This window comes from Pseudomonas sp. GR 6-02 (assembly GCF_001655615.1).
Classification (GTDB): domain Bacteria; phylum Pseudomonadota; class Gammaproteobacteria; order Pseudomonadales; family Pseudomonadaceae; genus Aquipseudomonas.
Window position 1 is genome coordinate 1,334,144 of record NZ_CP011567.1, and the last position, 26,455, is coordinate 1,360,598.

Below are 26,455 nucleotides of genomic sequence, written 5' to 3' on the forward strand. Positions count from 1 at the left end.
CACACGCTATACATCACAGTTACATCAACTGGAGAACGTCATGAGCAAAATCGCAATCATCGGTGCCACCGGTCGTGCCGGTAGCCAACTGTTGGAAGAAGCCCTGCGTCGCGGTCACAGCGTCACCGCCATCGCCCGCGACACCTCGAAAATCGGCCAGCGTGCCGGTGTCGTCAGCAAAAACGTCGACGTGCTCGATGCTGCCGCTTTGCAAGCCGCCGTCGCTGGCCATGATGCAGTAATCAGTGCTGCACATTTCTCCACCATCCCCGCCAGCGCCGTCATCGAGCCGGTGAAGCAGGCCGGGGTCAAGCGTCTGCTGGTGGTGGGCGGTGCCGGTTCGCTGTTGCTGCCGGGCGGCACCCGGGTGATCGACAGCGAAGGTTTTCCGCCGGAGTACAAGGCTGAGGCCAGCGCCGGTGCCGATTTCCTCAACACTTTGCGTCAGGAACGGGACCTGGACTGGACCTTCCTGTCGCCGTCGGCGGAGTTTGTCGAAGGTGAGCGTACCGGCACGTTTCGAGTCGGCAAGGATGACTTGCTGGTGAGTGCGCAGGGCCGCAGCTGGATTACCTTTGCCGATTACGCGATCGCGTTGCTGGATGAAGTGGAAACGCCGAAGCATTCCCGCCAGCGGTTTACGGTCGGGTATTAACTTCGCAACACCACATCCCCTGTAGCAGCCGAACGCAGGCTGCTACAGGGCGATTTCGGTTCAGCGTGCCTGCGCCTGCTCCACCAACCACCCCATCAATTCGCGCAACTTCGGCGAAGGCGCAGGTTTTTCGGGGAACACCAGGTAATACGCCAATCCGGTTTTCACCTTCAAATCAAAGGGCATGACCAGCCGCCCGGCGCTCAGGTCATCGCCGATCAACGACCAATCGCCAATCGCCACGCCTGTCCCCTGGGACGCCATCGACATCGCCAGGTCCAGGGTTTCGAAATGCTGGCCCTTGCCGACATTGCTCAGATGAATATCCGCCGCTTTCAACCAGGCTTTCCAGTCCCGTTCATCCCGGGTCGGATGCAGTAACAAGTGCTGTTGCAGGTCTGCCGGTGTCTGCAAGGCCAGTGGCCCTTCAAGCATCGGCCGGGAACACACGGGCGTCAGTTGCTCATCGAACAAATGATGGGAGGCCAGTGAGCTCTCCGGCGGCGGGCCATACATCACCGCCGCGTCGAATTGTTCACGATGAAAGTCCACGCCGTGTTTCACCGTGGTGGTCAATTCCACCGGCACATCCGGGCGTTCCTTTTGCCACTGCAACAGGCGCGGCAACAGCCAGCGCATCACGCAGGTCGGCGCCTTGAGTTGCAAGGTTTCGCGCTTCTCGCCGATCTGCTCCACGGCCTCATCGATCAGGCCGAAAATCTGCTGCACCCGTGGCAACCACTCACGTCCTTCGGCGGTCAGGCTCAAGCCCCGCGCCTGGCGAATGAACAGTTCATAGCCCAGATGATCTTCCAGCCCGGCGATCTGCCGGCTCACCGCGCCTTGGGTGATGTGCAGCTGTTCGGCGGCCCGGGTGAAGTTGCAGCACTGCGCGGTGATCAGAAAAGTGTGCAGCGCCGGCAGGGGAGGCAGTCGTTTCATTGGGATCCAAGGTATGACGTGAGGACATGGCTAGTATGACTTTTTATCCATTGTTGCGGCTATGTGTCGCCCGTTCCAATGAGGCCATTCCCGGGCCTGCCAATCCATCATAAACACTGCGCAGGCCCGGCGTCTCAAACGAACAAAAAGGGCAAACACATGGCGACGTGCGGCGAAGTATTGGTCAAGTTACTCGAAGATTACGGGGTCGAGCAGGTGTTCGGCATCCCTGGGGTGCATACCGTGGAGCTGTATCGCGGGCTGGCCCGTTCGAGCATCAACCACGTCACTCCACGTCACGAACAGGGCGCCGGGTTCATGGCCGACGGCTATGCTCGCACCAGCGGTAAGCCGGGCGTGTGCTTCATCATCACCGGCCCCGGCATGACCAACATCACCACCGCCATGGGCCAGGCTTACGCCGACTCGATCCCGATGCTGGTGATCTCCAGCGTGCAATCGCGCAGCCAATTGGGCGGCGGGCGCGGCAAGCTGCATGAGCTGCCGAACCAGAGCGCACTGGTCGGCGGCGTGGCGGCGTTCTCCCATACCTTGATGTCGGCGGCAGAATTGCCGGGCGTATTGGCGCGGGCCTTCGCGCTGTTCCAGGCCGGTCGCCCGCGTCCGGTGCACATCGAAATCCCGTTGGACGTACTGGTCGAAGAGGCCGATGACCTGCTCGCCAGCGTGCCGGTGAACATCGATCGTGCCGGTGCTTCGCCCAGCGCGATCAGCCGCATGACCGACCTGCTGGCCGGTGCCAAGCGCCCGTTGATTCTTGCTGGTGGCGGCGCCATCGATGCGGCGGCCGAACTGACTGAACTGGCCGAGCTGCTGGATGCGCCAGTGGCCCTGACCATCAATGCCAAAGGCATGCTCGAATCCAGCCATCCGCTGCTGATCGGTTCGACCCAAAGCCTGGTGGCCACCCGTGCGCTGGTGGCCGAGGCTGACGTGGTGCTGGCCATCGGCACCGAACTGGCCGAAACCGATTACGACATCACCTTCGCCGGCGGCTTCGAAATCCCGGGCGTGCTGCTGCGCGTGGACATCGACCCAGACCAGACCGTGCGTAATTACCCGCCGAAGGTGGCGTTGGTGGCCGACTCGCGCAATGCCGCCCAGGCCCTGCTGAGTGCGCTGTCCCACAAGTCGCTGGCCGAGCGCCGCAATGACTGGGGCCAGGTGCGCGCCGCTCGCTTGCGAGAAGAGCTCGCCGCGACCTGGGACGCCCCGACCCTGGCCCAGACCCGCTTCCTGGAAACCGTGCTGTACGAATTGCCGAACGCGGTGTTCGTCGGCGATTCGACCCAACCGGTGTACACCGGCAACCTGACCTTCAACCCGGAGCGTCCGCGTCGCTGGTTCAACTCGTCCACCGGTTACGGCACCCTCGGTTACGCCTTGCCGGCGGCGATTGGCGCCTGGCTCGGTGGCAGCGTCGAAGGCGGCACGCGCCCTCCGGTGGTGTGCCTGATCGGCGACGGCGGCCTGCAATTCACCTTGCCGGAACTGGCCAGTGCGGTGGAAGCGCGTACGCCGGTGATCGTGTTGCTGTGGAATAACCAGGGCTACGAAGAGATCAAGAAATACATGGTCAACCGCGCCATCGAGCCGGTGGGCGTGGACATCTATACCCCGGACTTTATCGGTGTGGCCAAGGCCCTGGGCTGTGCGGCCGAAGCGGTCAACAGTGTTGACGGATTGCGTGATGCGTTGCGCCTGGCCACCGATCGTCAGGGCCCGACCCTGATTGAAATCGACCAGACCCAGTGGATGAAGGCGGTGTCGCAATGAGTGCTCCCATGACCTTTCCGACGACCCTTGACGGCCTGTTCATCGATGGCCAATGGTCCGCTGGCAACGAACATCTGCGCGTGATCAACCCGGCGACCGAAGCCCTGCTGACCACCGTTAACGGCGGCGATGCACACGCTGTCGATCAGGCCGTCACCGCGGCGGCCAACGCTTTTAAGCAATGGTCGAAAACCACCGGAGCCGAGCGTGGGGCGATCCTGCGCAGAATCTCCGCAGGCGTGCAGGCCGGGCGCGAACAGTTGATGAAGTTGCAGTCGAGCAACAACGGCAAACCGTTGTTCGAAGCGGCCATCGACGTCGACGACGTGATCGCCACCTTCGAGTATTACGCCGGTCTGGCTGAAGGCCTGGACGCGAAACAAGACAGCGCCGTGGCGTTGCCGAGTGACGATTTCAGCGCCCGCTTGCGCCGTGAACCGTGCGGCGTGGTCGGCCTGATCGTGCCGTGGAATTTCCCGATGGTCACCACCGCCTGGAAACTCGCCCCGGCCCTGGCCGCCGGTTGCTGCGTGGTGCTCAAACCGTCTGAAGTGACGCCGCTGCCGGAACTGGAACTGGCGACGATCATTGCCGAGGCCGGCCTGCCAGACGGCGTGTTCAACCTGGTCTGCGGCACCGGCCTTGCCGTTGGCGCACCGCTGTCGGCTGACCCGCGCATCGCCAAGATTTCCTTCACCGGCAGCAATGCGGTGGGCGTGCAGGTGATGCAGCGGGCGGCGGAAACCGTGAAAGGCGTGAGCCTGGAACTGGGCGGTAAATCCTCGCTGCTGGTGCTCGCCGATGCCGATATCGAACTGGCCGTGGAAGTGGCCTGTGGCGGCGGTTTCTTCAACGCCGGGCAGATGTGTTCCGCCACCAGCCGCGTACTGGTCGCCGATGAACTGGCGGATGAATTTGTCGCGCGATTGAAGGCCCGTGCCGAAGCCATTCGCGTGGCCGACCCGTTCGACCCGAACGTGGAGATGGGCGCACTGGTCAACCAGGCGCAATACCAGCGGGTGCTGGGCCACATCGATCGCGGTTTGAGCGCTGGCGCGAAGCTGATCTGCGGCGGCAATCGCCCGGCGGACCTTTCACGCGGATATTTTTTGCAGCCAACCGTTTTCATCGACGCGCCCCTCGAGAGTGCGTTGTGGTGCGAAGAGATTTTCGGTCCGGTGATTTGCGTGCGCAGTTTCAGCTCTGAAGCCGAGGCGATCGCCTTGGCCAACGACAGCCCGTTCGGTCTGGTGGCCAGTGTGGTCACGCGCGACAGCGAGGCCGCCGATCGGGTCGCCAACGCTTTGCAGGCGGGGCTTGTGTGGATCAACGCGCCGCAAGTGATCTTCCCGCAGACCGCCTGGGGTGGCTACAAACAGAGCAGCATCGGCCGCGAATTGGGGCCGTGGGGCTTGCAGGCTTTCCAGGAAATCAAACACGTGATTCGGGCCGTCTGACAGCACGAAAACAGTGAGCGCATGCCTCGAAAGGAGGCATGCGCCAGGGTCATGGCTTCAATGAGTATTTATCGATAGTCAGGTGTTTTGCACGACCTCAGGATGAACCCGCAGGTCAAGCTCAAGTCCTTTGAAACCGGGGACTTCAAGCCGATCTGGCCGCGCGGATGCAACGGTTGCGACCAACCTCATACTTAAAAAAACAAAGGGAGTCCTTCATGGGCAAGCATGATCTGAACAGACGTCAATTCATCAAAACCGTGGGTGTGGCGTCGGTAGCCGCGGCAGCCATGAGCATGCCGTTCATCCGGGCCAATGCCAGCGACACGCGCTTTACGGGCAAGACCCTGCGCTTGCTGACCTGGTCCGATGACACTGGCCTGGCAGCATTGCGCAATATCGCGGCGACCTTCGAAGACAAGTACGGCTGCAAGGTCATCGCTGACCGCACCGGCAGTACCTCGGAAATGGTCGCCAAACTCAAGGCCGGCGGTGATCGTCCACAGTACGACATCATCACCCTGGCCGGCGTCGGCGCCGAAGGCCTGGCCGCCGCCAACCTGCTGGAAAAACCCGACCTCAACCGCATCCCCAACCTGGTGGACGTGCCGGAGAAATATCGCACCGGCGCCAATGGCCACGGTATCGGTTACCTGCTGTGGTGCAACAGCCTGGTCTACAGCACCCGTACCCAGAAAGAAGCCCCGGACAGCTACGCCGCGATGTGGGACGCCGACCTGGCGCCGAACATTTTCCTGCCGCCGCCGAACTGGACCGAGGCCATGGACCTGATCATCATCGCCGCCAAACTGGCCGGTGGTGACGAACACAACATCGAGCCAGGCTTCAAGAAACTCGCCGAGCTCAAGAGCCGCGTGGTGACCCTGGGCGAAAACCCGAACCAGATCGCCGAGCTGTTCCGCACCGGGTCCCTGGACATGGGCGGCTTGTACGCACCGGCGTTTTTCCCCAAACAGATCCGCGACCCGGCCTACGGTCTGGGCGCCACGTTCGGCATGAAGGAAGGTTTCTACACCGACCTGATGCTCTCGGTGATGCCGAAAAGCCGTCCGGGCGATACCGACCTGGCCTATGCCTTCATCAACCACTCTCTGGACCCGCTGGTGCAGGGCAAGATGGCCGAAGACATCTACAACGGTCCGGTCAATGCCAAGGCGATCATCTCCGCCGAAGCCCGCAAGAGCCCGTACATCCTTACGCCGGAGCAGATTGCCGAGAAGGCGATCATGCACGACAACGCCTTCCTGGCCACCGTGCATGACCAATGGATTCGTCGTTACACGGAAATCTTTTCTTCCTGATTTCTGCGGTTTGAAGATTCATTGTGGCGAGGGAGCTTGCTCCCGCTCGGCTGCGTAGCAGCCGCAAAACCAGGCACCGCGTTCTATCTGAAAGGGCGCGGTGATTGATTGGGGTCGCTGCGCAACCCAGCGGGAGCAAGCTCCCTCGCCACAGGTTTTGCCGAATCTCAGTCTTGCTGCTTTCCATTGACGAGACCCTTGCTATGGAACACCAACCTCTGACCCATCCGGTAAGCGTCGCACCCACGCGCGCTAATCGGGGTGTCTCACCGACAGTGCGTGCGTGGTTTTTCCTCTCGCCGTCGATGCTGTTTCTCGGCGTGCTGATTGCCGCCAGCCTCCTGGTGCTGCGCATGAGCGTGGGCACCAAAGGTGCGGAGTGGTCCGGCTTCAGCCTGGCCAGTTACGCGCAATTGCTGGAACCGTACTACCTCAAATCCTTGCTGCTGACCCTGCGCCTGGCGCTGATCAGCGCGGTGATCGCGGTGCTGCTGGCGATCCCGGTGGCCTACACCATGTCGCGGCTGACCTCACCGTTCGTGCGGCGGATTTTCCTGGCGGCGGTGCTGTTGCCGTTGCTGGTCAACCTGTTACTGCAAAGCTATGGCTGGCTGGTGATTCTCGGCCCGGGCGGGATGCTCAATCAGGCGCTGATGGGCCTGGGCCTGATCAAGCGGCCGATCATGCTGCTGTACAACCAGAACGGCGTATTGATGGGCCTGGTGCAAACCGCGTTCCCGTTGGCTGTGCTGCCGATTGCCAGTGCCATGCGCGGAGTCGCCCGCACTTACGAAGAAGCCGCTGCAACCTTGGGCGCCAGTCGCCTGCAGGTGTTTCGCCAAGTGGTGTTGCCGATGAGTTTTCCGGGGATCATCACCGGCGCGACGTTGGTGTTTGCCTACAACGCCAGCAGCTTCGTGGTGCCTTTGCTGCTCGGCGGTCGGCGCGTGCCGATGCTGGCGGTAATGGTCCATGACCAGATCGCCCCGCTGATGAATTGGCCCGCCGCGTCCGCTGCCGGCGTGGTGCTGATCGTTACCACCCTGGCCATCATGACCTTGTCCGAATACATCACTGGCCGTCGTCGGCGCATGCTGGAGGCTTCCCAATGAGCACTTTGATCAAGAAGCGTCAGTCGTTGCTGCCGGGCGATACCGGCAAGTTCGCCGGCATCCTCTCGGGCTTCATTCTGCTGCTGGCTGTGTTGCCGATTTTGACCATGATTGTCATGTCATTCAGCGGCGCGTCGAACCTCGACTTTCCGCCCAGCAGCTACAGCCTGCAATGGTACAAGGCCGCCTGGCACACGTTCGTCTCGCCGGACGCCAGCGACGTACTGAGCCTGGGCAAGGCCATGAGCACCAGTTTGCTGGTGGCCTGCCTGACCATGATCTTCGCCACGATCATCGCGGTGCCGGCGGCTTACGCGCTGACCCGTTGCGAGTTCCGTGGCAAGGCCGTGGCGCTGCAATTGATGTCGCTGCCACTGGTGTTCCCGATGGTGGTGTTGGGACTGGCCTTGCTGTTGGTATTCGACAGTCTGCCGTTCCAGATAACCACTTCGCGGCTGGTGATTGCCCATGTGATTCTGGCGCTGCCGTTCGTGGTGAAAAACTGCACGGCAGCGATGCTCTCCATCGGCAGCGAAGTCGAAGAGGCCGCGCAAATGCTCGGCGCTTCACCGACTCGGGCGATTGTCGATGTGGTGGTGCCGTTGATGAAGTCGGGGATTCTGGCGGGCATGCTGCTGGCGTTCATCGTCTCGTTCAACGAATTCACCGTGACCTATTTCCTCTACACCATCGACGTCATGACCGTGCCGATCTGGATGTACAGCCGCACCGTGTCATCGCTCGACCCTACCGTTTTCTCGTTTGCCGTGCTGATCGTGCTGATCGACTTCGTGCTCATTTGGGCGCTGGAAAAGTTGGTTGGCGAAGGCGGCGTTTCGTTCTGATTTCTTGAGGTGATTCAAATGACTGGTCTGATTCTGGAAAACGTCGAGAAACATTACGGCTCGGCCTGCGCGGTAAAGGATGTGAACCTGCATTTGCCCGAGGGCAAACTGGTGTGTTTTCTCGGCCCGTCGGGCTGCGGTAAAACCACTTTGCTGCGGATGATCGCCGGGCTCGAAACCCTGACCGGCGGCGAGATTCGCCTGGACGGTGAAGACATCGGCCATACCCCTGCGCATCAGCGCAATTTCGGTATGGTGTTTCAATCCCTGGCGCTGTTCCCGCACATGACGGTGGGGGAGAACATTGCCTATCCGCTGAAACTGCGTGGGGTCAGCAAGGCCGATCAGCAGGCGCGGGTGGTGGAGTTGCTTGAGCTGATTCAACTGCAGGAAATGATTGATCGCCCGGTGGCGAAACTCTCCGGCGGTCAGCGTCAGCGTGTGGCGATTGCCCGGGCGATTGCCTCGCGGCCGAAAATCCTGCTGCTCGACGAACCGCTGTCGGCGCTGGACGCCAAGTTGCGCGAGTCGATGCAGGTGGAAATCCGTCAGCTGCAACAGCGCTTGAACATCACCACTATCATGGTCACCCACGACCAGCGCGAAGCCATGACCATGGCCGACATCGTGGTGGTGCTGGGTGAGCATCGGGTGCAGCAGGTGGGCACGCCGATTGAGATTTATCGGCACCCGGCCAACGAATTCGTCGCGGACTTCATCGGTTCGGGGAATATTTTCCCGGCCACGGCGTTGGGCAATGGCAAGGTCAGCCTGCCCGGCGGTGATGCGCTGCAAGTGCCGATCTGCAGCAGCATCGTGGTGGGGGAGAAGGTGAAAATGCTGATTCGCCCCGAAGACCTGCAATTGTCGCAACCGCAGGCCACGGCGGGGAATCGCTTGCTGGGCAAGGTGACGTTTGTGCGGGATATCGGCGCGACCATCGAAACCACCGTCGAATGTTCCGGGGTGTCGTTTACCGCGTTGAGCACGCCGTGTCAGGACGTTGGGTTGAGCATTGGCAATCCGGTGTCGGTGACCTTGCCGGCTGAGGCGTGCCGAGTGTTGAGCGCCTGATTTTACTGGCCCCATCGCGGGCAAGCCCGCTCCCACAGGGTTCCGTGTACACCGGTCCTTGTGGGAGCGGGCTTGCCCGCGATGAGGCCATCAGCCATGCAACAAATGCCGGATCAAACCGTCAACCGCAACCGCGCCAAGTCCCGCAGCGGCGGTGCCCCGAACAATCGGCTGTACTCGCGGCTGAACTGCGAAGGGCTTTCATACCCCACCCGATACCCCGCCGCCGACGCTTCCAGCCCTTCGGCCAGCATCAACCGCCGCGCTTCTTGCAGGCGCAACTGTTTCTGATACTGCAGCGGACTCATCGCCGTCATCGCCTTGAAGCGGTGATGCAGCGTCGACACGCTCAGGTTCACTTCCCGCGCCAGATCATCGATGCGCAGCGGTTGCTCATAATTGCCGTTGAGCCATTTGATCGCCTGGCCGATGCGATGGCTCTGGCTGTTGGCGATGGCAATCTCATACAGCCGATGCCCCTGCTGGCTGCGCAACAGCCGATACAGAATCTCCCGACGAATCAGCGGCGCCAGCATGGCGATGTCTTTCGGTGTGTCCAGCAAACGCGCCAGGCGCAGCACGGCGTCGAGCATGGCCGCGTCGATCCGCTCGACATACAGGCCTCGGCCCGTGGGCCGTGTGGGCAGGCCGATGGGGCCGGCGTCGGCAATCAGCGCGGTGATTTCCGCCGGGTCGATGTCCAGCCGCACCGCGAGGATCGGTTCTTCGGGCGAGGCATTCACCACCCGCCCGCTCAGGGGCATCGAGACCGATACCACCAGGTAATTCAGCGGGTCGTAATTGAAGTGTTCGTCCGCCAACCGAACTTCCTTGCGTCCCTGGGCCATGATGCACAGGGCCGGTTGGGCCAGCCCCGGGGCGAAATCATGGGATTTGCTGTGACGCGACATGAACAGCGAACCGACGGCGGTGGCATAGGAACCATCGTCCAGCGTGTTGCGACGGATGAGGTCGGCCAGTTCCGCGCGCTGTTTTTCCATGTCAGCGGGAAGCGGAGCCTGAAAGTGATCGAGCGACGACATGCAGGGAATCCTCCGTGAAGTGTTGGTCATGGGCCGAGCTTAAATTTGTGCAAGGGACAGCGGTAGACACATCCTGTCAAAAGCTTGCCTGATTCTGCGCGGGGTGAATACACGAGGCTGCCATAGCAGGGCAACGTGGATGAAACTTGCTTAAAAGTGGTGTGACAGCGGTGTGACAATACTTTGCGCGCTGTTACAGAGGCTTTTTGCAGTTGCGCAGGATTGTGCAATAAGCCGGCAGAAATCGACTAACGCTGACTGTGATGCGCCGCCTAATCTTGGATCCTGTCGCAGCCCGTCCCACGGCTGCCACTCGACTCCCTGGGAGGGTTGAACATGTCTACGCAGATCCCCGTCAGTCATATGGCCTTCGTTCGCGCCCGCGCCGGGCGTTCGGCAGAACTCGGTGCGCGCCTGAGCGCCCTGATCGAACCGTCGCGCAACGCGCCGGGTTGCCTGAGCTTCGCCCTGCAGCACTCGCAATGTGATCCCGAGCTGTGGCTGGTGTCCGGTTTCTGGGCCAGCCAACAGGCGATGACCGCTTACTTCGGCAGCCCGGCGATGCAGATTTTTGCCGAACTGGTGCAGGAAATGGTGGTCAACAGCCTGGATTTCCATACTTTCAAGGATGTCTCGGCGACCCAGGCCCTCGGCCAGTCCCAGGCAGCGGTACACAAACTGGCCGGTTGAGGGTTTAATGGCGCAACTCTCCATTAGCCAGGATCCGCGACATGGCACGTAAAGCCTTTGAACACTTCGAAGCCGTTTCAGCAGTAGTACCGAGCGAGGGCGGTTACCACGCCGCGATTGCCGTCAAAGCCCTCGGTGGTTCCGGTGCCCCGGTTTTTCACAAAGTGCTGGAAGGCCAGACGTTCAAGACCGCTCATGAAGCCGACGAGGCCGCGGCCAAAGAGCTGACCCACCTCAAAGACGTCAAACAAGACGCCGACCTGCTCTGGTAATCACTTGACCGCCCCCGGGCGGAACATCTTGAACAGTGCCTCTGGCCCCAGCTGAAAATAATCCGCTGGCCCGCCGCCGCGCAGAATCGGTTCTGCCGCGGCGGTGTCGTACACCCCATCCTTCAACAGCCATTTGGCGATGTGCACGGCGACCACTTCGCCGAGAATCAGCCAGCTCGGCACCACTTCCTTGTTGGCGCGCTGCAACTGAATGATCTGCGTGACCTTGCACTCGAAGGACACCGGGCTTTCGGCGACCCGTGGCACCTGAATGATCTTCGACGCGGCGGTGGTCAGCCCGGACAGTTCGAACTCGTTGACTTCCGGCCCGACCATGGCGCAGCTCTGGTTCATCTGCTCGGCCAGCGGACGCGTCGCCAGGTTCCAGGCGAACTCGCCGGTCTGCTCGATGTTGTTCAGGCTGTCTTTGCGCCCGACACTGGAAAACCCGATGATCGGCGGGATGTAGTTGAAGGCGTTGAAGAAGCTGTAGGGCGCCAGGTTCAGGCGACCGTTGGCGTCCTGGGAGGAAATCCAGCCGATGGGACGCGGGCCGACGATGGCGTTGAACGGGTCATGGGGCAGGCCATGGCCGTTGGCGGGTTCGTAGAAATGGATATCGTCGGGCATGGAGTGAATTCCTGAGGGCGTCCGGGAGATGAGCATGGTGCAAGGGCCAGCGGCAGATTTCAATCAGTGGGAGTGGGGCTTCTGTGGCGATCACCGGGTTTTGCTTTCCCCAGAAATGACTAAGCCCGGCCAGAGCCGGGCTGTGTGGTGCGTACAGGGATCAGTTGGTACGGGCAGCGTCGGTGCGATCGACGCTGTCGGTAGCGACTTTGGCCGCGTCGGTGCGGCTGTCGTCAGCGGTGTTGCTTTGCGCAGTGAAGACGGCGGAACCGGTGCGGTCGTAACCATCGGCGGCGAAGGTATTGGCCGCCAGCACAGAGAGGGTCAGGGCAAGCATCAGTTTGGTTTTCATGGGTAACTCCAGTTTGCACATTGCAATGAATTGATCGACGGGGGGCAGGATGCGTACTGGGCATTAACCAGCGATTAATCGGGCTCTCTTGTCTGCGTGACAGAATTTTCATCCTGCACTTACCTATTTTTCACCGCTCCACCGCCAGTCTGCGCACCGGTCAATAACCCGAAGAAACGACCGCCACGAACTGGAGCTTGCCTTGAATGAATAAACTTCCTCAGATCACCCTGGCGTTCTGGGTCATGAAAATCTGCGCAACGACCCTGGGTGAAACCGCGGGGGATTTGTTGTCGATGACCCTTAATGTCGGTTACGCCATCAGCTCGCTGATTCTGATCAGCGTCTTTGTGCTGACGCTGGTCACGCAGTTGATGTCCAAAACTTACAAGCCGGTGCTGTACTGGATCGTGATTCTGTCGACCAGCACCGCTGGCACCACCATGTCCGACTTCATGGACCGCACCCTTGAATTGGGCTACGCCACGGGTTCGATGATCCTGATTGCGATTCTGCTGGGGATTTTCGCGGCCTGGCGCTTGAGCGGCGATTCGCTGAACGTCACCAAGGTCCAGACCTTCCGGGGCGAGATGTTCTATTGGATGGCGATTCTGTTTTCCAACACCCTGGGCACGGCGCTTGGCGATTACCTGGCCGACGACTCGGGCCTGGGTTTTGCCGGCGGCGCACTGTTGATCGGTTCGACCATTGCGCTGGTGGTGCTGTTGAAATACTTCACGAAGATTTCGTCGGTGCTGCTGTTCTGGGTGGCGTTCGTGTTGACGCGGCCATTCGGCGCAACCTTGGGCGACTTCCTGACCAAACCCCATGCAAAGGGTGGCCTGGATTTCGGCACCATCGGTTCGTCGCTGGTGTTGGCGGGGATTCTGGTGGTGATGATTGCGGGGGCGTCTTACGTGCAGGGCAAGTACGCGAAGCAGACGGCGGCTGAGTTGACCTGATACCGAGGTGTCCCGTTCGCGGGCAAGCCTCGCTCCTACAGATGATCGCGTACCCCTGTAGGAGCGAGGCTTGCCCGCGAAGAGGCCGGTACAGCCGCCATCAATGTTGCTGTCAGTCGGTCTCGATCCGCGAATGCTTGCGGGTGTCTTTCATGGTCACGTACACCAGCAACGACACCGCGATGCACGCCGTGACATACCAGTAGTAACCGGTTTCCATGCCGATGCTCTTGAACCACAGGGCGATGTATTCAGCGGTACCGCCGAAGATCGACACGGTCAGTGCGTACGGCAGGCCGACGCCCAGGGCGCGGATTTCGGTCGGGAACAGTTCGGCTTTGACCACCGCGTTGATCGAGGTGTAGCCGCTGACGATGATCAGCGCCGCCATGATCAGGAAGAACGCGCCCCACCAGCTCTGGATGGTGTGCAGGGTGGTCAGGATCGGTACGGTGAACAGCGTCCCGAGAATACCGAAGGCGATCAGGATCGGCCGACGACCGACTTTATCCGACAGCCCGCCGATGATCGGTTGCAGGCACATGAACAGGAACAGCGTGGCCGCGGAAATCGTGGTGGAGTCGGAAATGCTCATGCCGACGGTGTTCACCAGGTATTTCTGCATGTACGTGGTGTAGGTGTAGAACGCCAGCGTGCCGCCCATGGTCAGGCCGACCACGGTCATCAGTTCCTTGGGATGGCGCAGCAAGGTGCGCATCGCGCTTTCTCGGGCTTTCTCTTTCTTGGTGAACGACTCGGTTTCTTCCATGCCACGACGCAGATACAACGCGACCACGGCACACAGCGCGCCGATGGCGAACGGAATACGCCAGCCCCAGGCGTACAGCTCTTCGGTGGTCAGGAAGTTTTGCAGCACGATCAGCACACCCAGGGCGATGAGCTGGCCGGAGATCAGCGTCACGTACTGGAAACTGGAGTAGAAGCCGCGACGTTCCTTGGTCGCCATCTCGCTGAGGTACGTCGCCGAGGTGCCGTACTCACCCCCCACCGACAAACCTTGTAGCAGGCGGGCGAACACCAGCAGGATCGGCGCGCCGATACCGATGGTTTCATAGCCCGGGCTCAGGGCGATCAGCAGCGAGCCGAAGCACATTAGGTAGACCGACGCCATGAGCGCGGCTTTACGGCCGGCCTTGTCAGCGTAGAGGCCCATCAGCCAACCGCCGATCGGGCGCATCAAAAAGCCCACGGCGAAGATTGCGGCGGTGTTGAGCAGTTGGGCGGTGGTGTCGCCTTTGGGGAAGAAGACTTTGGCGAAGTACAGGGAGAAGGCGGCGTAGACGTACCAGTCATACCACTCGACCATGTTGCCGACAGAGCCGCTGAAGATCGATTTGATCCGGCTGGCGGTGCTTCTTTCTTTAGCCGGCACGGCAGCCGACCCAAGGGGCAGGGCGTTGGAGTTATCCATTGAAGGATCCTTCGTTTAATTGTTTTTGTGGAGCGCGTGTAAACGCAGCCTGCAGGGGCTATAGCAGGAGCTGTGCCAAGGGGAGGAGGGCCGGTTTAGAGGGGGTGAGAGGTTTTGTTGAGCGGATAGTCGCTCAAGGTATGCGTAAGTATGAGCGGATTTCCGCCGATCACTTGTGGCGAGGGGGCTTGCCCCCGTTGGAGTGCGAAGCGCTCCCCGGCATTTTTTCAGGTACACCACATTTGCAGATTTTATGACTGCTTCGCAGCCGAACGGGGCGATGCGGCGTTCCGACAAGCCCCCTCGCCACAGGTCATGTGTCGGATATGAACATCTCCCGGCTCAACCCATGGCGCTGCATCTTTTCATTGAAGGTCCGGCGCGGCAGTTGCAGTTCTTCAAGCACCGCTTTCACATCGCCCTTATGCCGGGTCAGCGCCGCGCGCAAGCAATGCGCTTCGAAGGCTTCCTGCTGCGCCGCCAGTGACTGGCCGGGATCGATCCCCACCGGTTCCGGTTCGCCGAGGCCCAGCACCTGGCGCTCGGCGACGTTCGCCAGCTCGCGCACATTGCCTGGCCAGTCGTGGCTCAGCAGATGGCTCAATTGCGGCCCGCTCAACGGTGGAAAGGTACGGCCAAGACGTTCGGCGGCACTCTGCGCGAAGAACTCGAACAACAGCGGAATGTCTTCACGCCGATCACGCAACGGCGGCAGCCGCAGCTCGGCGACGTTCAAGCGATAGGCCAAATCCTCGCGAAAACGCCCGGCCCGGGCTTCATCCAGCAAGTCGGGTTTGGTCGCGGCGATGATCCGCAAATCCACGCGGATGCTCTGGTTGGAGCCCAATCGCTCGAGCTTCTGTTCCTGCAACACCCGCAGCAGCTTCACCTGCTGCGCCAGCGGCATGCTTTCGATTTCATCGAGAAACAGTGTGCCGCCGTCGGCGTATTCGAGCTTGCCGATGCGTTTGCCCTGGGCGCCGGTGAACGCGCCGCTCTCATGGCCGAACAGTTCGGCCTCGAACAACTGCTCGGGAATCGCCGCGCAGTTCAGCGCGACAAAGGGTTTGTCGGCGCGGGGGCCGAAGTCGTGCAGGCAGCGGGCAACCAGTTCCTTGCCGCTGCCGGTTTCGCCACGGATCAGCACATTGACCGGCAGCGTCGCCAGATCCAGCACTTGCCGGCGCAGTGTCTGCAAACCACGGGACACTCCCAGCAGGGTGGCATCGAGTTTGGCGCGATTGTCGGCCTGTTCGTGCAGGGCACGGTTTTCCAGCACCAGCCGGCGCTTGTCCAGCGCCCGACGCAGGCTGCTCAGCAGGGTTTCCGGGCTGAAGGGTTTTTCGAGGAAATCGTAGGCGCCATCGCGCATCGCTTCGACGGCCATCGGCACATCGCCGTGACCGGTCAGCAAGATCACCGGCAAATCGGCGTCGCGGTGCTGCACTTCGGCCAGCAGCTCCAGCCCGCTCATGCCGGGCATGCGCACATCGCTGAGAATCACCCCGGGGAAGTGTTTCGGCAGTTGCGCCAGGCACTCATCGGCGCGGCTGAACAGCTGCACCTCGAACCCCGACAGGCTCAGCCACTGTTCGACGGCGCTGCGGATGCTGCTTTCGTCATCGACCACCATCACCGAATTGAGCATCAGGCAGCTACCTCCAGATCAATGGGCAACGTCAGGCTGAACACCGCGCCTTTTTCGCCATTATCGGCGCTCAGGCGTCCGCCCGCTTCGTGGACGATGGCAAAGGACACGGCCAGCCCCAAGCCCAGGCCATCACCCACCGGCTTAGTGGTAAAGAATGGATCGAACACCTGGCTCAAGTGTTCTTCGGCAATGCCGCCGCCATTGTCGATCACACTCAGGCGCCATAGCTGTTCATCGGCTTCGAGGCGGATTTCCAGACGCTTGCAGGGTTTGCCCTGCATGGCGTCCAGGGCGTTGCGCAGCAGGTTGATCAGCACCTGTTCCAGACGAATCGCATCGCCACGCACCCAGGCCGGACGGGTCAGGTGCAGCACCAGGCTGACCTGTTCATCGCGCAGGCGCGCGTCGAGCAATTGCAGGGCCTGATCCACCACCGCCGCCAGATCCAGCCGTTCGCGCAAACCGCTGGGGCTTTTGCGCGCGAAGGTTTTCAGGTGGCCGGTGAGGGCGGCCATGCGCGTGAGCATGTCGTCCACCGGTTTGAGCGCCTTGTAGGCGTCGTCGACCCGGCCGTGATCGAGTAGCAACCTCAGCGTAGCAAGCTGCATGCGCTGGGCGGTCAGGGGCTGATTGATTTCATGGGCCAGCGCTGCGGACATCTGCCCCAGCGCCGCGAGTTTGGCCGATTGCACCAGTCCGTCCTGAGCGGTGCGCAGGTCACGGGTGCGTTCTTCCACCAGTTGTTCGAGTTCTTCGCGGCTGCGTTGGCGCATTTTGGCCAGGCGCCAGCGTTGATTAAGGAACAGCAACAGAAACACCAGCGCCAGCCACAACCCGGCAGCGGCGAGCGCGGCGTTACGGATGTCTTCGAAGGCGACTTGTGGGCGGCGCAGCAGGTGCAAGGTCCAGCCTTCAGTGGTCAGCGGCAGCGATTCCCACAAGTAGTTTGCCGTGCCGTCAGGACCGACGACGCGCGCCAGATCACTGTTGTCGTCAAAGCGCTGCAGCGATTGGTAATCCAGCGGTGTCAGCGGTTGTTTGTCGTATTGGCGGGTGGCCTTGAGCTCGGTGTGATCGCTGTCGTTCAACGGTTTTAACAGGCGATAGCGCCAGCCCGGCTGGTTGGCAATGAAGATGATCCCGCGCGCATCGCTGACCAGCAACGTGTCGCTGCCCTGACGCCATTCGCGCTCCAGTTCCGGGAATTCCAGTTTCACCACCATGGCGCCGAGGAACTCGCCGCTGTCGCGGGTCACCGCGCTGGAGAGAAAGTAACCGGGAATGCCACTGGTGACGCCTACCGCATAAAAGCGCCCGGCGCCCTGGGTGCGGGTCTGGCTGAAGTAAGGGCGAAAACCGTAGTTGTGGCCGACGTAACTGCTGGGCAAACGCCAATTGCTGGCGGCCACGGCCAGGCCGGTGCGGTCGAGCAGTTCCAGGGTCGAGGACTGCGCGGCACCGTTGATTTTTTCCAGTTTGCGGTTCAGTGCGTCCTGTTGCTCAGGCGTTACCGGGCCATCGAGCGCGGCGCGTAACTCCGGGTCCAGTGCCAGCACGGCGGGCAGGGCGCGGTAGCGGTCGATCAGGGTATGCAGGGAATTGGCGTACAGCGCCAGTTGCTGGTTGGCGCGGGCGGCGTCTTCTTCCAGCGCCTGGCGTTCGGCGTGGCGGATGGCCAGGGTGGCGGCGAGGACGGCACCGGCGACGATCAGCAGGGAGTACAACGACAGACGCAGGGTACGGGAGGTCGGCAGCATGCTGGCGCAAACAGAGAGTAAGTCGGGCGGGCACCATACCATGCAGGTGATCGGCTCGGCGTCCTGTTCGCGCACTCACCGATCGTTCGGGCGACTGACAGGCTTGAGAGTTGCCAAAGTACCAGGTTTTTCTATCGCGAACGGTTTGGACACTGGATAAAAAAAACGGCCGGGTCATCCATAACGATGAGCCGGCCGTACGGGCAGACTGAAGCGCTTACTGCACTTCCACCGCCAGGCTTTCGCTGATCTTCTGCTGCCAGATCGCAGGGCCAGTGATGTGTACCGACTCACCCTTGCTGTCCACCGCAACGGTGACCGGCATGTCTTTCACGTCGAACTCGTAGATCGCTTCCATCCCCAGTTCGGCGAACGCCACCACGCGGGATTTCTTGATCGCTTGCGCCACCAGGTAAGCCGCGCCGCCGACTGCCATCAGGTAAACGGCTTTGTGGTCCTTGATCGCTTCGATTGCGGTCGGGCCGCGCTCGGATTTGCCGATCATGCCCAACAGGCCGGTTTGCTCGAGGATCTGACGGGTGAACTTGTCCATCCGCGTAGCGGTAGTCGGGCCAGCCGGGCCAACCACTTCTTCGCGCACCGGATCAACCGGGCCGACGTAGTAGATGAAGCGACCTTTCAGGTCCACCGGCAGGGTTTCACCCTTGTTCAGCATCTCGACCATGCGCTTGTGCGCGGCGTCGCGACCGGTGAGCATCTTGCCGTTGAGCAGGACGGTTTCGCCCGGCTTCCAGCTCTGCACTTCTTCCGGCGTCAGGGTGTCGAGGTTGACGCGACGGGCCGACGGGCCGGCTTCCCAGACGATTTCCGGGTAGGCGTCCAGCGGTGGCGCTTCCAGCGAGGCCGGGCCGGAACCGTCGAGCACGAAGTGCGCGTGACGGGTGGCGGCGCAGTTCGGGATCATGCACACCGGCAGGGAGGCGGCGTGGGTCGGGTAATCCATGATCTTCACGTCGAGCACGGTGGTCAGACCGCCCAGGCCCTGGGCACCGATGCCCAGTTGGTTGACCTTCTCGAACAGCTCCAGGCGCATCTCTTCGATACGGTTCTGCGGGCCGCGTGCTTTAAGCTCGTGAATGTCGATGGATTCCATCAACACTTCCTTGGCCATCACGGCGGCTTTCTCGGCGGTGCCGCCGATGCCGATGCCGAGCATGCCCGGTGGGCACCAGCCGGCGCCCATGGTCGGAACGGTTTTCAAAACCCAGTCGACGATCGAGTCGGACGGGTTGAGCATGGCCATTTTCGACTTGTTCTCGGAACCGCCGCCCTTGGCCGCCACGTCCACTTCCACGGTGTTACCCGGAACGATGGAGTAGTGGATAACGGCCGGGGTATTGTCCTTGGTGTTTTTACGAGCGCCCGCCGGGTCGGCGAGGATCGAGGCACGCAGGACGTTTTCCGGCAGGTTGTAAGCCCGGCGCACGCCTTCGTTGATCATGTCGTCCAGGCCCATGGTGGCGCCATCCCAACGTACGTCCATGCCTACGCGCACGAACACGGTGACGATGCCGGTGTCCTGGCAGATCGGGCGGTGGCCGGTGGCGCACATGCGCGAGTTGATCAGGATTTGCGCGATGGAGTCGCGGGCTGCCGGCGATTCTTCACGCAGGTAGGCCTCGTGCATCGCCTGGATGAAATCCACGGGGTGGTAGTAGGAAATGAATTGCAGGGCGTCAGCAACGCTCTGAATCAGGTCGTCTTGCTTGATCACGGTCATCGAGTCGCGCTCCTCTAAAAGACGGGAACATTCAATAAGGTGCCTGCGGCTTGGGTGCATCGGTCGGTCGCAGACACCTTTCAAGGCACGCCGGGCATGCTGGCGCGACGCTAAAAAGGCGCGGCAGTATACCGCGCATCAAAGGCGGGTACATCTGTTGACAGTCAAACGTTGGTCGCATACATCGCCGGTGCGGATCGCCACGAATCCTGATATAGCCGCACAACGCGAACCTGTAGCAGCTGCCGAAGGCTGCGTTCGGCTGCGAAGCAGTCGCAATATCAGAGATTTGCGGTATGTCAGGCAGACCGTGTCAGCCGGATTCACGACTGCTTCGCAGCCGAACGCAGCCTCGCAAGCTCGACAGCTGCTACAGCGAACGCAGTCTTCGGCAGCTGCTACCTGGAATGCAGCAAGGCTCGACTCACAGGAAGCGGGTCATGGGTTTGACGCCAGATTTTCGCCACAAAAATTGAATGGTCATTTATCAGACTCGCCACTAAAGTGGCATCCGGCCTGTAGAGTAGGACACTCTGACAGCCTCCTTTCGCACGGTGAATCAACGATTGACCCATAACGCCATCCAGCGGCTTTTGCTCAAACGCTTTGCCCTTGCGGCCGGCACTTATGCCCTGGCCTTGCTGCTGGTGTGGCTGGCGTTTTTCACCGGCCATTACAACGACTCCCTTGCTGGCATGGTGATCGGCAGCGTGTTGACGGTGTTCAGTCAGGCCGTGTTGTTCGCGGTGTTTTACAGCGGCACGAACCTGCGGTGTTCCGACCCCAGCCTGACCGAAGTGCAAATTCTGCTGGGGCTGAGTTGGCAATCCTGGCTGATCGCCCATCTGGACGAGGCGCGCGGTGCGTTTCTGGTGTTTTACCTGCTGATCCTGTTGTTCGGGCTGTTTCATCTGTCGCGTATTGCTTTTGTGCGTTGCGCGTTGCTGGTGTTTTTCAGTTTCAGCGCCATCACGTTATGGGAGCTCTACCACTTCGAGCTGCACGACCCGACGCAGTCCCTGTTGCAGGTGTGCGTGCTGTTTGTGGTGCTCGGCTGGCTGGTGCTCTATGCCCGTTACGTCCAGGTGTCGCGCCAGCGTATGCGGCAGCGGCGGTTCGCCTTGCAGGCGCATCAAGACACCCTGCGCGGGATGATGCGCCAGCTCGAAGGCCTGGTGGCGACCGACGAACTCACCGGGCTGTTCAACCGCCGGCATTTCCTGCGCCTGGCCTCCCGCGAGTTGAACGCCATGGAAGTCGGTGTGGTGCATGGCCTGGCGCTGATCGACCTCGACCACTTCAAACGCATCAACGATGTTCACGGCCACGCCGCCGGTGATCAGGTGCTGCAAGCGTTCGCCGGAGTGGCCACGGCCTGCCTGCGCGATGGCGATATTCTGGCCCGTTATGGCGGTGAAGAATTCGTGGTGTTGTTGCCCGATTGCGATGCCGAGCGCCTGACGGCCTGTTGCGAGCGCTTGCGCATAGCCTTCATGGATGTCGAATTGGTCGGCCTGGAGATCGCCCATCTCAGCCTGTCGGCGGGCATGACCTTGTTGGAACTGGGCCACGATCTGGATCACGCCTTGCACCGCGCCGATCAGGCGCTGTACCGCGCCAAGCGTGACGGCCGTAACCGTTGCGCGGCCGCCTGGGAGAATGTCGATGCCTGAGTTACGGGTCGGCGAACGCCAATGGGCAGTGGCGGCGGGCAGTAACCTGCTCGATGCCCTCAATCAAAACGGCGTGCCGGTGCCCTATAGCTGCCGCGCCGGCAGTTGCCACGCGTGCCTGGTCAAATGTGTCGAGGGCCTGCCCAGCGACAGCCGTCCCGATGCCTTGAGCAATGAACAGCGCCAGCAGGGTTGGCGGTTGGCCTGTCAGTGCCAGGTGGTTGACGATCTGCAAGTCGAAACTTTTGACCCGCTGCGCGATGGTCTTGCCGCGCAAGTGGTCGCCAGCGATTGGCTGAGCGCCAGCGTGTTGCGCTTGCGCCTGAGCAGCGAGCGCCCGTTGCGCTATCAGGCGGGGCAGCATCTGGTGTTGTGGGCGGGGCAGGTGGCGCGGCCATATTCCCTGGCCAGCCTGCCGGAAGAAGACCGCTTTCTGGAATTCCACCTCGATTGCCGTCAACCGGGGGAGTTCAGTGACGCGGCGCGTCGCTTGAAAATCGGCGATCCGATCCGCCTCGGCGAGTTGCGCGGCGGGGCGCTGCATTACGATCCGGACTGGCACACCCGCCCGCTGTGGTTGCTGGCGGCCGGCACCGGTCTGGGGCCGCTGTTCGGCATCTTGCGCGAAGCGTTGCGTCAGCATCACCAGGGCGCCATCCGCGTCATTCACCTGGCCCATGATGCCAGTGAGCATTATCTGGCCAAACCCCTGCAAGCCATGGCCGAGGGCCGTGAAAACCTTAATGTCGAGCTGTGGACGGCGGCCGAGTTGCCCGCGGCTTTGGCGCAACTGCGCCTTGTTTCCCGGCAAACCCTGGCCTTAGTCTGCGGAGCACCCGACAGCGTCGACGCCTTTGCCCGGCGCCTGTACCTGGCGGGTTTGCCGCGCAATCAACTGCTGGCGGATGTCTTTGTACCCCATGGTTGAGCGCTGATTGCTGTGGCGAGGGGGCTCGCCCCCGTTGGGCTGCGAAGCGGCCCCAAAAGTTTGTGAGCGCTGCGCACTGGAGCGCCAGCCCGGTCAAGCGGGAGCAAGCTCCCTCGCCACAGTTGATCCTCTCAGATCAGGACACGCCATGCCCGACGCCATCCAGTTTGAACGTGAGCGCGGTTTACTGACCCTGCGCCTCAACCGCCCGGAAAAGAAAAACGCCCTGAACCGTGCCATGTACAGCCAACTGGCGGAGGGCTTGCGGCTTGCCGACAGCGATCCCGACATCAACGCCGTGCTGATCACCGGCAGCGCCGAATGCTTCACGGCTGGCAACGACATCGCCGACTTCATCCAGCAACCGCCGGGCAACCTCGACAGCCCGGTGTTCCACTTCATGCTCGGCCTTCTTGAGTGCCGCAAGCCGGTGATCGCTGCGGTAGCCGGCGCGGCGGTGGGGATCGGCACGACGATGCTGCTGCATTGCGATCTGGTTTATGTCAGTGCGGCTGCGAGGTTGCGCATGCCATTCGTCAATCTGGGGTTATGCCCGGAGTTCGGCTCCAGCCTGATCCTGCCGCGCTTGCTTGGGCAGGCCAAAGCGGCGGAGTTGTTATTGCTTGGGGAAGGTTTCAGTGGTGAACAGGCCGCCGCGTGGGGCATTGCGACTGAGGCCTTGGGCAGTGGCGAGGCGGCGTTGGCCAAGGCGCGGGAGATGGCGTTGCGGTTCGAGTCATTGCCACCGGAAGCGGTGCGCATCAGCAAGCAATTGATGAAAGCGCCGGACCGGGAACAGCTGCGCCAGGTCATAGAAGAAGAGGGCGCGTTGTTCACCCAGCGGTTGCGCTCGCCGGAAGCGATGGCGGCGTTGTCAGCGTTTATCAGCAAACACTAACCGATCGTTCCCACGCTCTGCGTGGGAACGATCACCACAGACGAAAAAAGCCCCACCATTCACATGGCGGGGCTTTTGTTTTTCAGCTATCGGTCACTCAGACCTGCGGGTCGCCCACGTGCAGGATCTTCATGCCGTTGGTACCGCCGGTGGTGTGGTAGCTGTCGCCCTTGGTCAGGATCACCCAGTCACCTTTCTGCACGACGCCGCGCTTGACCAGCTCGTCGATGGCTTTCTGGCTGACTTCGTTCGGTGCCAGCGAGGCCGGGTCGAACGGAACGGTGTACACGCCACGGAACATCGCTGCGCGGGCCTGGGCTTCGCGGTGCGGGGTGAACGCGTAAATCGGCACCGACGAGCGGATACGCGACATGATCAGCGGGGTATAGCCGCTTTCGGTCAGCGCGATGATCGCTTTCACGCCTGGGAAGTGGTTGGCGGTGTACATGGTTGCCAGCGCGATGCTCTCGTCGCAGCGCTCGAATTCCTTGCCGATGCGGTGGCTGGAGGTCTTGCTGGTCGGGTGCTTTTCAGCGCCGATGCAGATGCGCGCCATGGCTTGCACCGCTTCCAGCGGGTACAGGCCAGCAGCACTTTCAGCCGAGAGCATCACGGCGTCGGTGTAGTCGAGCACGGCGTTGGCTACGTCGGACACTTCGGCGCGGGTCGGCATCGGGTTCTGGATCATCGACTCCATCATCTGGGTCGCGACGATCACGGCCTTGTTGTGGCGACGTGCGTGCAGAATGATTTTCTTCTGAATGCCCACAAGCTCAGCGTCGCCGATTTCCACACCCAGGTCACCACGGGCCACCATCACCGCGTCGGAGGCCTTGATCAGGCCGTCGAGGGTTTCGTCGTCGGCCACGGCTTCGGCGCGTTCAATCTTCGCCACCAGCCAGGCAGTACCGCCGGCTTCGTCGCGCAGTTGACGGGCGTATTCCATGTCGGCGGCGTCACGGGGGAAGGACACGGCGAGGTAGTCGACTTCCATTTCGGCGGCGAGCTTGATGTCGGCCTTGTCTTTCTCGGTCAGAGCCGGCGCCGTCAGGCCACCGCCGCGACGGTTGATGCCTTTATGGTCCGACAGCGGGCCGCCGATGGTCACGGTGCAGTTCAGTTCGGTGGCGGTGGCGGTATCGACGCGCATCACCACGCGGCCGTCGTCGAGCAGCAGCTCGTCGCCCACGCCGCAGTCTTTCACCAGGTCCGGGTAGTCGATGCCGACCACTTGCTGGTTGCCTTCGGTCAGCGGATGGCTGGTGGAGAAGGTGAATTGATCACCGATCTTCAGCTCGATTCGCTTGTTGGCGAATTTGGCGATACGGATTTTCGGGCCTTGCAGGTCACCCAGCAGGGCGACGAAGCGGCCGTGCTTGGCAGCGAGGTCACGCACCAGCTTCGCGCGAGCCTTGTGCTCGTCGGGGGTGCCGTGGGAGAAGTTCAGGCGGGCGACGTCCAGGCCAGCCAGAATCAGCTGTTCGAGAACTTCCGGCGAGTTACTGGCCGGGCCAAGGGTAGCGACGATTTTGGTACGACGAACGGACATGCAAAGACTCCTGAGTTCAAGCGCTAGCAGAGGCTACTATGGTCTTTGGGTGTAGTCATTGTTCGTTTGCACTACTTATTGCTTTCTTTATTGAACGTGACAACTTTGCAGCACGCCATCCTGAAGATTTCCGACAACGGGTCGATACAGAGCGCAAGACAGGAGATCCCCTTATGCGATTCGTGCTCATTGCCGTCCTTGCCCTCAGTGCTGCGGGCTGCACCCATTGGTCGATGGACCATCATTTGAACAATGCCTACAGCGCCTACGAACGCGGCAACTGCGAACAGGTGATGCTCGAACTGTCCAAGGTCGATCGTGAAAGTCGTTCCCGCCGCTACGTACAGCCGGAAGTGTCGATGATGCGCGGCCAGTGCCTGGAACGGCAGAAGCTGTTCATCGATGCGGCGCAGACTTATCAGTTCATCATTGCCTCGTACCCGCAAAGCGAATATGCCTATCGCGCCCGTGCCCGTCTGGAAACCTTGCAGAGCCTGGGCCATTACCCGACGCGCAGCGCGGCGGCCGTGCGCCCGACGCAGTTCTGATGGCCGCTGTCATGCAACGGCTGGCCGCCCGGCGGTGGTGAGCTATAGTCCAAGAGATCGGTTTTAGAACCTTGCCTCTAAACCGGGGTGATACCTGTGATCGGCAGCAGTAAACGTCAGCGTTGTAAGGGCTGACGCACCAGGATCGGGGAGAGCGCGCCCAGGCTTATCAAGCAGCCGGCACGTTCCGAAGCATTAGTGCGGCCCTGCTTAAGGGCCTTGCTGGGCCATTTGCGCATGTTTACCGACCGCCGGATCGAGCGGCATCAACTGCCGTATTTTCTGAAAGTGTTCAACAGCGTCACCGACAAACCCATCGGCTTTCTGGGCAACTTGTCCAGCGACGGGCTGATGCTCATCAGCCAGTTGCCGATAATGGTGGGCGTCGACTTTGACCTGCGATTGAAAATCCCCGCCAGCGACGGCTGCCAGCAGGTCATTGACCTGAAGGCGTGTTGTCTGTGGTGCCATGAAGACGTCACGCCCCATCATTACGACGCCGGGTTCAGCCTGCAACGGGCACCGCCGGAGTACGGGCAATTGGTGGAGGCGTTGACGCAGTATTTCAGCTTTCAGCCATTGCCTGCTTCAGCCTGACAAATCCGCAACCAGTAGCAGCTGGCGCAGCCTGCTGCTACTGGGATTCGTCGCTACGTCGTTTTAATCGCCTTCTCGTTATCCAGCGACCGTTCCACCAGCATCAGCCCCAACTCACTCATCCGGTAAATTGCCATGGCCAGATGCCGCGGCTTGTCGTCCAGGCTTTCCGCCAGGTCGAGTAGCAGAATGCTGACCGTCGAAAAGGTTTCGTAGGTCTCGATGGTCAAGGCTTCGGGATTGGCATCGGGGACAACGGTGAACATTTTCATGGATCGTTCCTCGGTGGGGCGTTCGTTGGCAAAACACGGCTCAGTGTTTTCCTGTTTGAGATAGTGATCTAGAGCCCTGTTGGCAGCGTCTTGGAGTTTTCTTGAGTCGAGGGTTCCGTAGGGGGAACGCGGGATGGTATTGAGTGAATTGGGTCGAGGCATTGACACGGTTAACTCCTTGTTGGAGCTACCGCCGATTCGGAGGTAGACGAATGGACGGCAGCGAGGGAAGGAGAACCTTATGTTGGGACGGACG

At 61.3% G+C, this 26,455-nt stretch carries 25 protein-coding genes; 15 read left to right on the top strand and 10 right to left on the bottom strand.

Going from position 1 to position 26,455, the window contains the following annotated elements; genetic code table 11:
- Positions 1 to 40 precede the first annotated feature (40 nt).
- Positions 41 to 655 carry an NAD(P)-dependent oxidoreductase gene (locus PGR6_RS05715; protein ID WP_064616326.1) on the top strand — a complete coding sequence of 205 codons (615 nt, stop codon included), beginning with the start codon at positions 41 to 43 and terminating at the stop codon, positions 653 to 655.
- Positions 656 to 715: 60 nt separating this feature from the next.
- On the opposite strand, the gene PGR6_RS05720 is transcribed toward PGR6_RS05715, so the two are convergent.
- Positions 716 to 1,597: a LysR substrate-binding domain-containing protein gene (locus tag PGR6_RS05720; RefSeq protein ID WP_018926562.1), complete on the bottom strand. Its 882-nt coding sequence runs from the start codon at positions 1,595 to 1,597 to the stop codon at positions 716 to 718.
- A 159-nt stretch (positions 1,598 to 1,756) separates the two neighbouring features.
- On the opposite strand from PGR6_RS05720, the gene PGR6_RS05725 reads away from it, so the two are divergent.
- The 6 genes from PGR6_RS05725 to PGR6_RS05750 all read left to right on the top strand — a co-directional run bounded on the left by PGR6_RS05725 (position 1,757) and on the right by PGR6_RS05750 (position 9,204).
- Complete coding sequence (locus tag PGR6_RS05725) at positions 1,757 to 3,394, top strand: 5-guanidino-2-oxopentanoate decarboxylase (RefSeq protein ID WP_064616327.1); 1,638 nt, start codon at positions 1,757 to 1,759, stop codon at positions 3,392 to 3,394.
- A gap of 8 nt (positions 3,395 to 3,402) precedes the next feature.
- Positions 3,403 to 4,851 carry an aldehyde dehydrogenase family protein gene (locus tag PGR6_RS05730; RefSeq protein ID WP_064616328.1) on the top strand — a complete coding sequence of 483 codons (1,449 nt, stop codon included), beginning with the start codon at positions 3,403 to 3,405 and terminating at the stop codon, positions 4,849 to 4,851.
- A gap of 218 nt (positions 4,852 to 5,069) precedes the next feature.
- The gene (locus tag PGR6_RS05735; protein WP_064616329.1) at positions 5,070 to 6,173 is read left to right on the top strand and encodes an extracellular solute-binding protein; all 1,104 of its coding nucleotides are present in this window, start codon (positions 5,070 to 5,072) and stop codon (positions 6,171 to 6,173) included.
- A 203-nt stretch (positions 6,174 to 6,376) separates the two neighbouring features.
- Positions 6,377 to 7,285 carry an ABC transporter permease gene (locus PGR6_RS05740; RefSeq protein ID WP_019581522.1) on the top strand — a complete coding sequence of 303 codons (909 nt, stop codon included), beginning with the start codon at positions 6,377 to 6,379 and terminating at the stop codon, positions 7,283 to 7,285.
- Entirely contained in the window at positions 7,282 to 8,130 is an 849-nt protein-coding gene (locus tag PGR6_RS05745) for an ABC transporter permease (protein ID WP_018926557.1), read from the top strand. Before PGR6_RS05740 ends, PGR6_RS05745 begins: the two co-directional genes overlap by 4 nt.
- Before the next feature lie 18 nt (positions 8,131 to 8,148).
- Positions 8,149 to 9,204 carry an ABC transporter ATP-binding protein gene (locus PGR6_RS05750; RefSeq protein WP_018926556.1) on the top strand — a complete coding sequence of 352 codons (1,056 nt, stop codon included), beginning with the start codon at positions 8,149 to 8,151 and terminating at the stop codon, positions 9,202 to 9,204.
- Positions 9,205 to 9,317: 113 nt separating this feature from the next.
- Here the strand turns inward: PGR6_RS05750 and PGR6_RS05755 are convergent, their stop codons facing one another.
- Positions 9,318 to 10,247, bottom strand: a complete 930-nt coding sequence (locus tag PGR6_RS05755; RefSeq protein WP_018926555.1) for an AraC family transcriptional regulator — start codon at positions 10,245 to 10,247, stop codon at positions 9,318 to 9,320.
- Positions 10,248 to 10,583: 336 nt separating this feature from the next.
- Here PGR6_RS05755 and PGR6_RS05760 point away from each other — a divergent pair, with 336 nt between their 5' ends.
- Both PGR6_RS05760 and PGR6_RS05765 read left to right on the top strand, forming a co-directional pair.
- A complete protein-coding gene (locus PGR6_RS05760) occupies positions 10,584 to 10,937 on the top strand; it encodes a putative quinol monooxygenase (RefSeq protein ID WP_026286455.1) in 354 nt (117 codons plus the stop codon).
- A gap of 41 nt (positions 10,938 to 10,978) precedes the next feature.
- Positions 10,979 to 11,209, top strand: coding sequence for a hypothetical protein (locus tag PGR6_RS05765; RefSeq protein ID WP_018926553.1), 231 nt, complete (start codon positions 10,979 to 10,981; stop codon positions 11,207 to 11,209).
- Here PGR6_RS05765 and PGR6_RS05770 read toward each other — a convergent pair whose 3' ends face one another.
- Positions 11,210 to 11,839 (bottom strand): flavin reductase family protein, encoded by a 630-nt coding sequence (locus PGR6_RS05770; protein ID WP_018926552.1) that lies wholly within the window; start codon positions 11,837 to 11,839, stop codon positions 11,210 to 11,212. It lies immediately after the preceding gene.
- Between the two features lie 160 nt (positions 11,840 to 11,999).
- Positions 12,000 to 12,191 (bottom strand): hypothetical protein, encoded by a 192-nt coding sequence (locus PGR6_RS05775; protein ID WP_018926551.1) that lies wholly within the window; start codon positions 12,189 to 12,191, stop codon positions 12,000 to 12,002.
- Positions 12,192 to 12,397: 206 nt separating this feature from the next.
- Here PGR6_RS05775 and PGR6_RS05780 point away from each other — a divergent pair, with 206 nt between their 5' ends.
- The gene (locus tag PGR6_RS05780; RefSeq protein ID WP_019581516.1) at positions 12,398 to 13,153 is read left to right on the top strand and encodes a COG4705 family protein; all 756 of its coding nucleotides are present in this window, start codon (positions 12,398 to 12,400) and stop codon (positions 13,151 to 13,153) included.
- Positions 13,154 to 13,265: 112 nt separating this feature from the next.
- Here PGR6_RS05780 and PGR6_RS05785 read toward each other — a convergent pair whose 3' ends face one another.
- The 4 genes from PGR6_RS05785 to PGR6_RS05800 all read right to left on the bottom strand — a co-directional run bounded on the left by PGR6_RS05785 (position 13,266) and on the right by PGR6_RS05800 (position 19,734).
- Positions 13,266 to 14,585 (bottom strand): MFS transporter, encoded by a 1,320-nt coding sequence (locus PGR6_RS05785; protein ID WP_018926549.1) that lies wholly within the window; start codon positions 14,583 to 14,585, stop codon positions 13,266 to 13,268.
- 313 nt (positions 14,586 to 14,898) lie between these two features.
- Entirely contained in the window at positions 14,899 to 16,233 is a 1,335-nt protein-coding gene (locus PGR6_RS05790) for a sigma-54-dependent transcriptional regulator (protein WP_064616330.1), read from the bottom strand.
- On the bottom strand, positions 16,233 to 17,993 hold the full coding sequence (locus PGR6_RS05795; protein WP_064616331.1) for a sensor histidine kinase: 1,761 nt from the start codon (positions 17,991 to 17,993) through the stop codon (positions 16,233 to 16,235). Before PGR6_RS05795 ends, PGR6_RS05790 begins: the two co-directional genes overlap by 1 nt.
- A 217-nt stretch (positions 17,994 to 18,210) precedes the next feature.
- On the bottom strand, positions 18,211 to 19,734 hold the full coding sequence (locus tag PGR6_RS05800; RefSeq protein ID WP_007938826.1) for a fumarate hydratase: 1,524 nt from the start codon (positions 19,732 to 19,734) through the stop codon (positions 18,211 to 18,213).
- Between the two features lie 566 nt (positions 19,735 to 20,300).
- Between PGR6_RS05800 and PGR6_RS05805 the strand changes: the two genes are divergently transcribed.
- From PGR6_RS05805 to PGR6_RS05815, 3 genes are all read left to right on the top strand, one after another.
- Positions 20,301 to 21,407 (top strand): GGDEF domain-containing protein, encoded by a 1,107-nt coding sequence (locus tag PGR6_RS05805; protein WP_064616332.1) that lies wholly within the window; start codon positions 20,301 to 20,303, stop codon positions 21,405 to 21,407.
- A complete protein-coding gene (locus PGR6_RS05810) occupies positions 21,400 to 22,335 on the top strand; it encodes an iron-sulfur-binding ferredoxin reductase (RefSeq protein WP_064616333.1) in 936 nt (311 codons plus the stop codon). The genes PGR6_RS05805 and PGR6_RS05810 overlap by 8 nt, the downstream gene beginning before the upstream one ends.
- Positions 22,336 to 22,483: 148 nt before the next feature.
- On the top strand, positions 22,484 to 23,233 hold the full coding sequence (locus PGR6_RS05815; RefSeq protein ID WP_064616334.1) for an enoyl-CoA hydratase-related protein: 750 nt from the start codon (positions 22,484 to 22,486) through the stop codon (positions 23,231 to 23,233).
- A 97-nt stretch (positions 23,234 to 23,330) separates the two neighbouring features.
- Here the strand turns inward: PGR6_RS05815 and pyk are convergent, their stop codons facing one another.
- Positions 23,331 to 24,782, bottom strand: coding sequence for a pyruvate kinase (pyk, locus tag PGR6_RS05820; RefSeq protein WP_018926537.1), 1,452 nt, complete (start codon positions 24,780 to 24,782; stop codon positions 23,331 to 23,333).
- Positions 24,783 to 24,955: 173 nt separating this feature from the next.
- Between pyk and PGR6_RS05825 the strand changes: the two genes are divergently transcribed.
- Complete coding sequence (locus tag PGR6_RS05825; RefSeq protein WP_064616335.1) at positions 24,956 to 25,330, top strand: tetratricopeptide repeat protein; 375 nt, start codon at positions 24,956 to 24,958, stop codon at positions 25,328 to 25,330.
- Between the two features lie 237 nt (positions 25,331 to 25,567).
- Positions 25,568 to 25,927, top strand: a complete 360-nt coding sequence (locus tag PGR6_RS05830) for a PilZ domain-containing protein (RefSeq protein WP_064616336.1) — start codon at positions 25,568 to 25,570, stop codon at positions 25,925 to 25,927.
- Positions 25,928 to 25,980: 53 nt separating this feature from the next.
- Here the strand turns inward: PGR6_RS05830 and PGR6_RS29095 are convergent, their stop codons facing one another.
- A complete protein-coding gene (locus tag PGR6_RS29095; RefSeq protein ID WP_371924385.1) occupies positions 25,981 to 26,367 on the bottom strand; it encodes a DUF6124 family protein in 387 nt (128 codons plus the stop codon).
- Positions 26,368 to 26,455: the final 88 nt, after the last annotated feature.